This window comes from Actinoplanes sp. TFC3 (assembly GCF_001553785.1).
In the GTDB taxonomy this organism is placed as follows: Bacteria; Actinomycetota; Actinomycetes; order Mycobacteriales; family Micromonosporaceae; genus Actinoplanes.
Map to the genome: position 1 here is coordinate 1,543,499 of NZ_LOJP01000001.1, position 10,583 is coordinate 1,554,081.

Genomic DNA, 10,583 nt, shown 5'->3' on the forward strand with positions numbered 1-10,583 from the left:
GCCGCCGGGTGGTCCGTGCGGGTCGGCGGCAGGGCCGCCGGGTGGTCCGTGCGGGTGGGCGGCATGGCCTCCGGGAAGGGGGCCTGGATGTCGATCGGGGTGTCGTGATCGGCCCAGGGGTCCACCGCGGGGATCGCCGACCAGTCCTCGCTCTCGGCCCAGGGGTCCACCGCGGGTGCCGGCTCGTCTTCCGTCGGCGACCAGTGGCGGGCCCCGCGGGATTTCTTCGCGGGGTGCAGGGGGACCGCGGCCGAGCCTGACCAGCGCTGCGGGGGTTCCGGGGTTCCGGCTGCGGGAGGTTCGGTGACCGGCTCGCTCGCGGCGGCAGCGGCGGCCGGCTCGGCGCTCGGCTCAGCGGGTGGTGGGTCTGGCTGATCGTTCGTCATGTGCCAGGTTCCCTTCCCGGACCGCATTCTCGGTGCCTTGCCCAGGTTAGAGCGGGTGTGCCACCCCGAGTATCAGGCCGCTTGAAGCATCGACGAGGATAAAGTTCGCCGATGGTGCGGAATCGGGTGGGGTTGTCGCCGAAAAACGGACACGGGGGGCGATGTGCGGGACCGTGCGGAGTCGTATGGTGACCCGATGGTGATCTGGATATGAACACGATTCAGAGACATGCCATCCGGCTCAGTGGGCGGGCGGATGGTCAGCCGATGCTGTTCGCCCATGGGTACGGCTGCGACCAGAACATGTGGCGCTTCGTGGCTCCGGAGTTTGCCGATACGCACCGGATCGTGCTTTTCGATCACGTCGGGGCGGGCAAGTCCGACTTGCGGGCGTACGAGGACGAGCGTTATTCCTCTCTCGACGGCTACGCCTCCGATGTGCTGGAGATCGTCCACGACCTTGACCTGCACGATGTCGTTTTTGTCGGGCACTCGGTCAGTGCGATGATCGGGGTGCTGGCCGCCATCCGCGAGCCCGAGCGCTTCGCCAAGCTGGTCCTGATCGGGCCCTCGCCGCGCTACATCAACGACGGCGACTACGTCGGCGGGTTCGGCAGGACCGACATCGAGGAGATGCTGGATTCGCTGGACAACAACTATCTCGGGTGGTCAAGTGCCATGGCGCCGGTCATCATGGGCCATCCCGAGCGGCCCGAACTCGGTGCGGAGCTGGTCAACAGCTTCTGCGCGACCGACCCGGGGATCGCCAAGAAGTTCGCGCATGTCACGTTCCTGTCGGACAATCGCGACGATCTACCCAGGCTTCGGGTGCCCGCCCTGATCCTGCAGTGCACCGACGATGTGATCGCCCCGAAGGTGGTGGGCGATTATGTTCATGAAAATCTCGAAGGGAGCACACTGGTGGCCATGAATGCGACCGGGCACTGCCCCAACCTCAGCGCGCCCGCGGAAACGGTCGCGGCGATCAAGGCCTACCTCTGACCAGCGATGACGGAATGTGGCGGTGATGTGCCAGACGTGACCCAGGATCTGCGCGTGCCGTGGGAGGAAGATCCCGGCGATCTCTACGAGCACGCTCCTTGCGGTTATTTGACGACACTGCCCGACGGGACCATCGTCCGGGTCAACGAGACGTTCCTGGCCTGGACCGGCTATGCCCGCTCCCAGCTGGTGGGGCAGCGGCGCTTCCGTGACCTGCTCAGTCCGGGCGACAAGATCTACCACGAAACGCACTACGCACCGCTGCTGAGCATGCAGGACGACGTGCACGAGGTCGCGTTCGACGTGGTCTGCGCCGACGGCCGGCGGCTGCCGACGCTGATCAACTCGGTGCTCGGGCGCAATCCGGGCGGGTCGCCGCGGCTGATCCGCACCACGGTGTTCAACGCCACCGAACGCCGCGGCTACGAGAAAGAGCTGGTGGCGGCGCGGCGGGCCGCCGAGGCCTCCGAGGTACGGGTCCGCGCGCTGCAAGAGGTGGTGGCCAATCTTTCTGCCGCGCCGACCGCTTCGGAAGTAGCAGAAGCGGTGGTACGAGCACCCGCCGCCGCCTTCGAAGCCGACGCGGCCAGCGTGTGGCTGGTGGACGCCGACCGCGACCAGCTGACCGCGATCGCCAGCACCGACTCGGCCGGTCCGGCCCGCGACGACATCCCGCGGGGCTCGTCGCGCCCGATCGCCGAGGTCGCTCGGCGCGGCGACCTGCACGTCGTGCACTGCTTGGCCGGGGCCGAGGAGCAGTTTCCCGAGCTGGCCGAGACGATGCGCCGGCTGGGGTATGCGACAGCCGTCCTGCTGCCGCTGACCAACGGGTTCGCCGGGGAGTCGATCGGCGCCGAGGTGCTCGGCGTGCTCAGCTTCGCCTTCACCGAGCAGTGCGAGCTCACCGATGCCGAGCTGAGCGTGGTCCGCCTGCTCGGTCACCAGGCCGGGCACGCCCTCGACCGCGCCCGGCTCTACGACGACGCCCGCCGCCGCGAGGCCCGGGCCACCTTCCTCGCCGGGACCACCCGGGCCCTGGAGGAGCTGCCGCGGCTCATGCCGCGGGCCCGGCGGCTGGTCGAACGCGTGGTGCCGGAGATCGCCGAGTGGGCCGCCGTGCGCTTGCAGATCGGGCCGGCCGGGTTGCTGGCCGATGCGGGCAGTCCGGCGCCCGACCCGGAACGCCTCGCCGAGCGGGTGGCGCTGGTCGTGGCGAACGGCAAACCCGAGTTCACCGACGACGGACCCGATCCCGACTGTGCGGTGCTGCCGCTGTCGGTGAGCGGCAAGGTGCTGGGCACCCTGGCGCTGCGGATGGCACCCGGTCGGCGTACCGCTGCTGCCGAGGCCGTCTTCCTCACCGACCTCGCCGACCGGGCCGGACTGGCCCTGGAGAACGCGCGCCTGTACGAACAGGAACGCGCCATCGCCCGGACCCTGCAGCGCAGCCTGCTCGCCGGTGACCCGCCGACCGACCCGCGCTTCGCGGTGGAGACGCACTACCAGGCGGCCACGCACGATCTCGAGGTCGGCGGCGACTGGTTCGACGCGTTCCTGATCACCCCGGACAAGCTGGCCGTGGTGGTCGGTGACGTGGTGGGCCGGGGTATCGATGCGGCCACCACGATGGGTCAGCTGCGCAGCGCCATCCGCGCGCTGGCCTCCGCCGAAGCCGGTCCGGCCCGGCTGCTCGAACGGCTGGATCGCTTCGTCGACCGGGTGGAGTCCGCCCGGATGGCCACGGTGGCCTACGCGGAAATCGACCTGACCACGAGCGAGATGACGTACGCCTGCGCCGGGCACCTGCCGCCGCTGCTCACCAAGCCCGGTGACGCACCGACGTACCTCTTGCAGGGTCGTTCCGGGGCGCTCGGCTCGCGGGCCGGACGCACCGCCCGCCTGGAGCACCGCACCCCGTTGCCGCCCGGCAGCCGGCTGCTGCTCTACACCGACGGGCTGATCGAACGCCGCAACCGCCGGCTCGACAAGGGCTTCGAACTGCTGGCCCGCACGTACGCCGGACGTCGCGACTCGCCGCTGCCCGGTCTCACCAAGGGGCTGGTGCAGTCGCTGGTGGGCACCGACCACGCCGACGACGTCTGCCTGCTGTGCCTGGCCATCGGCACCGAGGAGCGCCTCGAACGCTCGATCGGCGCCGACGCGGTGCAGATTGCCCTGCTGCGCAAGGACCTGCGCGGCTGGCTGGTGTCGCACGACGTGGACGAGGAGAGCACCCAGGCGGTGCTGCTGGCCTGCTCGGAGGCGGTCGCCAACGCGATCGAGCACGGCTACCGCAACGACCCGTTCGGGATCGTCGACGTGACCGCGACAGTCACCACCGGCGCGGTCGAGGTCGAGGTGACCGATCGCGGTGACTGGAAGGCCACCGGCAGCTCGCAGACGCGCGGGCGTGGGCTCAAGCTGATCGAGCAGGTCATGGACGAGGTGGTGTTCGACCGGGCGGAGGGCACCACGGTGACGATGCGGCGGACCCGCCGGGAGGCGCGATGACCGATCAATGGGTGACCTTCGCCAAGCTGGGCACCGCCGACCTGGTCCGGCTGGCCGGCGAGATCGACCTGGCCAACGCCCCGGAGATCGGGCGCGAGATCGCGCGCCAGACCGGCCGCAGCGGCGCCGTGCTGATCGACCTGACCGCTGTCTCGTTCCTGGACAGCGCCGGGGTGCGGTTGCTCGATGCGCTGGTGGGCGATCTCGACGAGGCCGGAACGCCGATCCGGCTGGTGGTGGGCGAGACCGGCGCCGCCCGGATGACCCTGCAGCTGTGCGCCTTCCGCGATGACCTGCTGGCCACCGACCTGGACCGGGCCGCAGACGAGGTAGGTCGGTAACCCGCGTACCCTGGATGCCCATGAGCGTCGAGTCCGTCTTCCCCAAGCTCGAGCAGTTGCTGCCCCGGGTCTCCAAACCCATTCAGTACGTGGGTGGCGAGCTCGGAGCCGTCGTCAAGGACTGGGACGCCACCATCGTCCGTTGGGCGCTGATGTATCCCGACGCGTACGAGGTCGGCCTGCCCAACCAGGGCGTGCAGATCCTGTACGAAGTGCTCAACGAGCAGCCAGACGTGCTCGCCGAGCGCACCTACGCGGTGTGGCCCGACCTCGAGGCACTGATGAAGGAGAACGGCGTTCCGCAGTTCACCGTCGACGCGCACCGCCCGGTGAAGGCGTTCGACGTGCTCGGCCTGTCGTTCGCCACCGAGCTCGGCTATACCAACATGCTCTCCGCGCTCGACCTGGCCGGGATCCCGCTGGACAGCGCCGAGCGCACCGAGGACCACCCGATCGTGCTGGCCGGCGGGCACGCCTCGTTCAACCCCGAGCCGATCGCCGACTTCATCGACGCCGCGGTGCTGGGCGACGGCGAGGAGGCGGTCCTCGAGATCACCGGCATCATCCGGGAATGGAAGGCCGAGGGCTGCCCCGGCGGGCGGGACGAGCTGCTGCTGCGCCTGGCCCGTACGGAGAGCATCTACGTCCCGCGCTTCTACGACGTGGACTACCTGAGCGACGGGCGCATCCAGCGCGTCGTGCCGAACCGTCCCGACGTGCCGTTCCGGGTGAACAAGCGCACGACGATGGATCTGGACGCGTGGCCGTACCCGAAAAAGCCGCTTGTGCCGCTCGCCGAGACCGTGCACGAGCGCTATGCGGTGGAGATCTTCCGGGGCTGCACCCGCGGCTGCCGGTTCTGTCAGGCGGGCATGATCACCCGGCCGGTGCGCGAGCGCTCGATCACCACGGTCGGCCAGATGGTCAAGGAGGGCCTGGAGTTCTCCGGCTTCTCCGAGGTCGGCCTGCTGTCGCTGTCCAGCGCCGACCACTCCGAGATCGGCGACATGTGCTCCGGGCTGGCCGAGCAGTATGCCGACACCAACGTCTCGCTGTCGCTGCCCTCGACCCGGGTGGACGCGTTCAACATCGACCTGGCTCAGGAGCTGTCGCGCAACGGGCGCCGCACCGGGCTCACCTTCGCCCCCGAGGGCGGCTCGGAGCGCATCCGCAAGGTCATCAACAAGATGGTGACCGAGGAGGACCTGATCCGCACGGTCGTCACCGCGTATTCCAACGGCTGGCGGCAGGTCAAGCTCTACTTCATGTGCGGACTGCCCACCGAGACCGACGAGGACGTGCTGCAGATCGGCCGGATGGCGCACGAGGTCATCCGGGCCGGCCGGGCCGCCGCGGGCACCAAGGACATCCGCTGCACGGTGTCGATCGGCGGGTTCGTACCCAAACCGCACACCCCGTTCCAGTGGGCGCCGATGGAGCGTCCCGAGGTCATCGACAACCGGCTCCGGCTACTCAAGCAGGAGATCAACAGCGACCGCTCGCTGGGCAGGGCCATCGGCTACCGCTACCACGACGGCGAGCCCTCGCTGATCGAGGGCCTGCTCTCGCGCGGTGACCGTCGGGTCGGCAAGGTGATCCGGCGGGTCTGGGACAAGGGCGGGCGTTTCGACGGCTGGTCGGAGCATTTCTCGTACACCCGGTGGGTCGAAGCCTGCGCGGAGGTCCTCCCGGACTTCGGCGTCGACCTTGACTGGTACACCACCCGCGAACGCGAGCAGCTGGAAGTGCTGCCCTGGGACCACCTGGACTCCGGTCTCGACAAGGACTGGCTGTGGCAGGACTGGCAGGACTCCATGAGCGAGTACGAGCAGGACGACTGCCGCTGGACCCCGTGCTTCGACTGCGGCGTGTGCCCGTCGATGGACACCGAGATCCAGATCGGCCCCACCGGCAAGAAGCTGCTTCCCCTGACGCCCATCGGCGGCCTGCGGGTGCCGACTTCGGCGCATACGCACTGACCAGGAGCCCGTCATCGCTAAAAACCAGCCGGTCGGCGGTCAGGCCCCGGTCGTTCAGCGCATCCGCCTTCGCTATGCCAAGCGGGGGCCGCTGCGTTTCACCTCACACCGTGACTTTGCGCGCGCCTTCGAGCGGGCGCTGCGGCGCGGGGGAGTGCCCATCGCTTTCTCTCAGGGATTCACCCCGCACCCCAAGATTTCGTACGCCAGCGCGGCGCCCACCGGCGTCGGCAGCGAAGCGGAATACCTGGAGATCGGACTGCAAGCACCGGTCGACCCGGGTCAGCTACAGGTGGCCCTGGACGCGGCGCTCTCGCCCGGCCTGGACATTCTCGACGCGGTGATCGCGCCCGAGGGCAGCGGCAGCCTGGCCGACCGCATCGACGCCTCGCGCTGGCTGATCGAGCTGCCGCAGGTCGAGCCCGAGGTGGCCGACCGGGCGGTTCAGGCCTTCCTGGCTGCCCCCGAGGTGCCGGTCGAGCGCCTGACCAAGCAGGGAATGCGCTCCTTCGACGCCCGAAATCCGGTTGCGTTCTTTGCTGTGACCAAGGAGTCTGACGCACCTTCCGGGGCCAACGCCGCACCGTGTGCGATAATCGACCTTGTCGTGCGGCAGGTCACTCCCGCCGTACGGCCCGATGACGTCCTGTCTGGCCTGCGTGTGGTGGCCGGCCTGGAGCCGCCGGTGCCCCCGAGGGTTACCCGGCTGGCCCAGGGCTCGCTCACGCCGCAGGGGGAGATCGTCGATCCGTTGGACGCGGATCGCGAGGGCGCACCCATCGGCGGGCGCTAGCAAGGTCGATCGGCGCCCCCGCTGGGAACCATCGGAGGGTGCCAGCCGTCCAGCCCGGACGGGTCGGCGCCCGCGTTGGCAGACTTCGGCAAACCCGTCCGACGAGGGCCGGGACCGAAAAACTTGCGGCGACCCTGCGTGGCAGCGCTCACCCGCGCCCGGGGCCGCCAGAACTGGAGAGCGCCCCATGCTCGATAACGAGCCACACGAGGGCGGTGAACGGGACGAGGCCACCACGCCTCCTCCCGCTGCTACCGCCGAAAGCACCACCCCTGCGCGCCGCACCCGAGCGCCGCGCCGCAAGGCCGCCGCTGCAGCCGCAGCGCCGGCCGGGGATTCCGGCGAAACACCCGGAGCGGAGACGGCCGCCGCAGCGGATGCTGCTGCGCCGGATGCTGCTGCGGCGCCGGTGAAGGCGACACGGAGCCGGGCCCGGAAGAAGGCCGCGCCGGCTGCTGCCGCCGCTCCGACGCCGGTGTCTCAGGACCCCGCGGCCGTGGCTGAGAGCCTGCTCAGTGACGCTGAGCCGGTTGCGGCTGCTGAGCCTGCCGCGCCGGTGAAGGCCACGCGGAGCCGGGCCCGGAAGAAGGCCGCAGCGCCGGCCGCCGCCGCGCCCGTTGAGACAGACGGCGCCGCTGCTGCCGAGTCTTCTGACGCCGGCAACGCGATCATCGCGACCTCCAGCCGTGAGACCGCCGCCGCCGAGGCCTCTGCTGAGGACGAGCCGGTCGCTGAGATCGAGCCGGTCGCTGAGATCGAGACCCCGTCCGAGTCCGTGCCGGTGATCGCGGTGCTGCCCCTCGATGACGAGATCGTGCCGGTGGAGGAGCCCGCCCCGCGCTCCCGCCGTCGCAAGGCCGCGCTTCCGCCCGCCGTGCTGTTCATGCCGCCCGAGCCGGACGCCGAGCCTGCCCCGGCCCCGACCCGGCGCAGCCGCCGCGGTGCTGCCGCAGCTCCCGTGGCCGAGCCCGCAGCCGTGGACGAGGTCACCGAAGAGGTGGCCGCTCCCGTCGTGGAGGAGCCGCTTGCGGAGGAGCCCGCCGAGACCGGGCGCAAGACCCGTCGCCGCCGCCGGGGTGGCGCGGCCGCCGAGGCCGAGGAGATCGCCGACTCGGTTGCTGAGCAGCCCGTGCTTGACGAGGCCGATGAGACTTCCGACGACGTTGAAGACGGTTCCGAGGATGACCTGGACGACGAGGATGGCAGCAGCCGTCGTCGTCGTCGCCGCGGTCGCAGGGGCAGGGGCCGGGGCAAGGGTCCCGCCGACGAGGGTGAGGACGCCGAGGCCGTCGACGCCGAGGCCGAGGAGAGCGCCGAAGCCGAGGCCGAGGGCGACGACGAGGAGAGCGACGAGGGCGACGGGGTTACCCGGCGTCGGCGCCGCCGCCGTCGCAAGGGTTCCGGCGACACCGAGACCGGTGGTGTCGAGGACGGCGTGCACACCGTGGTCCGGGTGCGCGAGCCCCGTCGTACCGATGAAGTCCAGGGTGTTTCGGGGTCGACCCGGCTGGAGGCCAAGCGGCAGCGCCGGCGCGACGGCCGGGAGCAGCGACGCACCCGGCCGCCGATCCTGAGCGAGTCGGAGTTCCTGGCCCGTCGCGAGGCGGTCGACCGGGTCATGGTCGTGCGGCAGAAGCCGGACCGGACCCAGATCGCCGTGCTCGAGGACGGCATCCTGGTCGAGCACTACGTGTCGCGGTCGACGTCCGGGACGATGGTCGGCAACGTGTATCTGGGCAAGGTGCAGAACGTGCTGCCCAGCATGGAGGCGGCGTTCGTTGACGTCGGCCGGGGCCGCAATGCGGTGCTGTACGCCGGTGAGGTCAACTGGGATGCCACCGGGCTGGAGGGGCGCGCTCGCTCGATCGAGCAGGCGCTGCGCTCCGGCGACTCCGTGCTGGTGCAGGTCACCAAGGACCCGCTGGGCCACAAGGGCGCCCGGCTGAGCAGCCACATCGCGCTGTCCGGCCGGCACCTGGTGTACGTGCCGAACGGCAACGCCTCGGGGATCAGCCGCAAGCTGCCCGACAACGAGCGCAAGCGGCTGCGGGACGTGCTGAAGAAGATGGTGCCCGACGGCGCCGGGGTCATCGTGCGCACAGCCGCCGAGGGGGCCAGCGAGGACGAGCTGGCCCGCGACGTCAAGCGGCTGCAGGCGCAGTGGGAGGACATCCAGGCCAAGGCCGCCGAGGGGCACGCGCCGGTCGCCCTGTCCGAGGAGCCCGACCTGGTCATCCGGGTCGTGCGTGACCTGTTCAACGAGGACTTCCGCGATCTGATCGTGCAGGGCGAGCAAGCCTACGGCGAGATCGAGAACTACCTCGAGTCGGTGTCGCCGGATCTGATCGATCGGCTGCACCGGCACACCGGCGCCTCCGACGTGTTCGCCGACAAGCGCATCGACGAGCAGATCCTCAAGGGCCTGGACCGCAAGGTGTTCCTGCCCTCGGGTGGTCACCTGGTCATCGACCGCACCGAGGCGATGACCGTGGTGGACGTCAACACCGGTAAGTACACCGGGGCCGGCGGCAACCTGGAGGAGACGGTCACCCGCAACAACCTCGAGGCGGCCGAGGAGATCGTGCGCCAGCTACGCCTGCGTGACCTCGGTGGGATCGTGGTGATCGACTTCATCGACATGGTGCTGGAGAGCAACCGCGAGCTGGTGCTGCGCCGGCTGACCGAGTGCCTGGGCCGGGACCGGACCAAGCACCAGGTCACCGAGATCACCTCGCTGGGCCTGGTTCAGATGACCCGTAAGCGCATCGGGTCCGGGCTGCTCGAGGCGTTCAGCGAGACCTGTGACCACTGCAAGGGCCGCGGCGTCACGATCCACACCGAGCCGGTGCCGGAGAAGCGGCCGAGCGGTGCGGTGAACCAGGTCAAGGCGGTGGCTGCGGCTGCTCGTACGGAAGCCCCGGCGCAGCCGCAGCAGCAGCCGGCCAAGTCCCGCCGTCGGCGTGGTGGCGCCGCCAGCGAGCAGCTGGCGATCGCCGAGCCCGCGGCCGTGGGGGTCGTCGCCGAGACGCCCGCCGAGCTGACGACGGAGGATCCGGCGGCCGAAACCGCTGGGCTGCCGCCGCAGGAGACGCCCGGTTCGGGCGTGATCCGGGTTGCGGCCCCGGCGCTCACCTCCGACGACGACGCCGACGACTACGACATCAGCGGCTACGACCTGTCCCGCTACGAGTCCGACGAGCCGGATGAGCCGCTGCAGCTGACCGGCTCGGACGACCCGGACGCGGCGGGCGAGGACGAGGACGAGGACGACGAGCCGGTGGGCGCGGGAGCCGGTGGCCGCCGGCGGTCGCGGCGCGGCGGCTCACGGCGGCGTACGCGGCCGTAGGTTTCTTGGCAAATCGGGCGGTCCTGGCGGGGTTTCTCCTGCTGGGGCCGCCCGCTCCCGTTCCAGGGATCGATGTCGGTTACCCTCGCAGCTCCCCCTCTGCAAGGAGCTCGATCCCCATGCGACTTCTGCTGTGCGCGTCCGCCGTCCTGCTGCTCGGAGCCTGCTCGTCCGGGTCCTCCGACACGACCGGTCAAGCCGCAACCAATCCCCCCGGGGCCCCCC

General features: G+C 70.5%; 6 protein-coding genes and 1 pseudogene. 6 read left to right on the forward strand and 1 reads right to left on the reverse strand.

Annotation, left to right across the window (positions count from 1 at the left end):
• Positions 1-386: pseudogene (locus TFC3_RS37830) on the reverse strand (hypothetical protein); the annotation flags it as partial.
• Positions 387-596: 210 nt separating this feature from the next.
• On the opposite strand from TFC3_RS37830, the gene TFC3_RS07035 reads away from it, so the two are divergent.
• From TFC3_RS07035 to TFC3_RS07060, 6 genes are all read left to right on the forward strand, one after another.
• Positions 597-1,388: an alpha/beta fold hydrolase gene (locus TFC3_RS07035; RefSeq protein WP_067497125.1), complete on the forward strand. Its 792-nt coding sequence runs from the start codon at positions 597-599 to the stop codon at positions 1,386-1,388.
• A 36-nt stretch (positions 1,389-1,424) separates the two neighbouring features.
• Entirely contained in the window at positions 1,425-3,899 is a 2,475-nt protein-coding gene (locus TFC3_RS07040; RefSeq protein ID WP_236718020.1) for a SpoIIE family protein phosphatase, read from the forward strand.
• Entirely contained in the window at positions 3,896-4,240 is a 345-nt protein-coding gene (locus tag TFC3_RS07045; protein WP_067497131.1) for an STAS domain-containing protein, read from the forward strand. Before TFC3_RS07040 ends, TFC3_RS07045 begins: the two co-directional genes overlap by 4 nt.
• A gap of 20 nt (positions 4,241-4,260) precedes the next feature.
• Complete coding sequence (locus TFC3_RS07050) at positions 4,261-6,219, forward strand: TIGR03960 family B12-binding radical SAM protein (RefSeq protein ID WP_153040125.1); 1,959 nt, start codon at positions 4,261-4,263, stop codon at positions 6,217-6,219.
• Positions 6,220-6,280: 61 nt separating this feature from the next.
• Entirely contained in the window at positions 6,281-7,012 is a 732-nt protein-coding gene (locus TFC3_RS07055; RefSeq protein ID WP_082771902.1) for a TIGR03936 family radical SAM-associated protein, read from the forward strand.
• Positions 7,013-7,199: 187 nt separating this feature from the next.
• On the forward strand, positions 7,200-10,358 hold the full coding sequence (locus TFC3_RS07060) for an Rne/Rng family ribonuclease (protein WP_153040126.1): 3,159 nt from the start codon (positions 7,200-7,202) through the stop codon (positions 10,356-10,358).
• Positions 10,359-10,583 lie beyond the last annotated feature (225 nt).

Excerpts from the sequence above, each read along its gene's own strand:
- TFC3_RS07045 (WP_067497131.1), top strand. The coding sequence starts at position 3,896 with ATGACCGATCAATGGGTGACCTTCGCCAAGCTGGGCACCGCCGACCTG.
- TFC3_RS07035 (WP_067497125.1), top strand. The coding sequence starts at position 597 with ATGAACACGATTCAGAGACATGCCATCCGGCTCAGTGGGCGGGCGGAT.
- TFC3_RS07050 (WP_153040125.1), top strand. The coding sequence starts at position 4,261 with ATGAGCGTCGAGTCCGTCTTCCCCAAGCTCGAGCAGTTGCTGCCCCGG.
- TFC3_RS07060 (WP_153040126.1), top strand. The coding sequence starts at position 7,200 with ATGCTCGATAACGAGCCACACGAGGGCGGTGAACGGGACGAGGCCACC.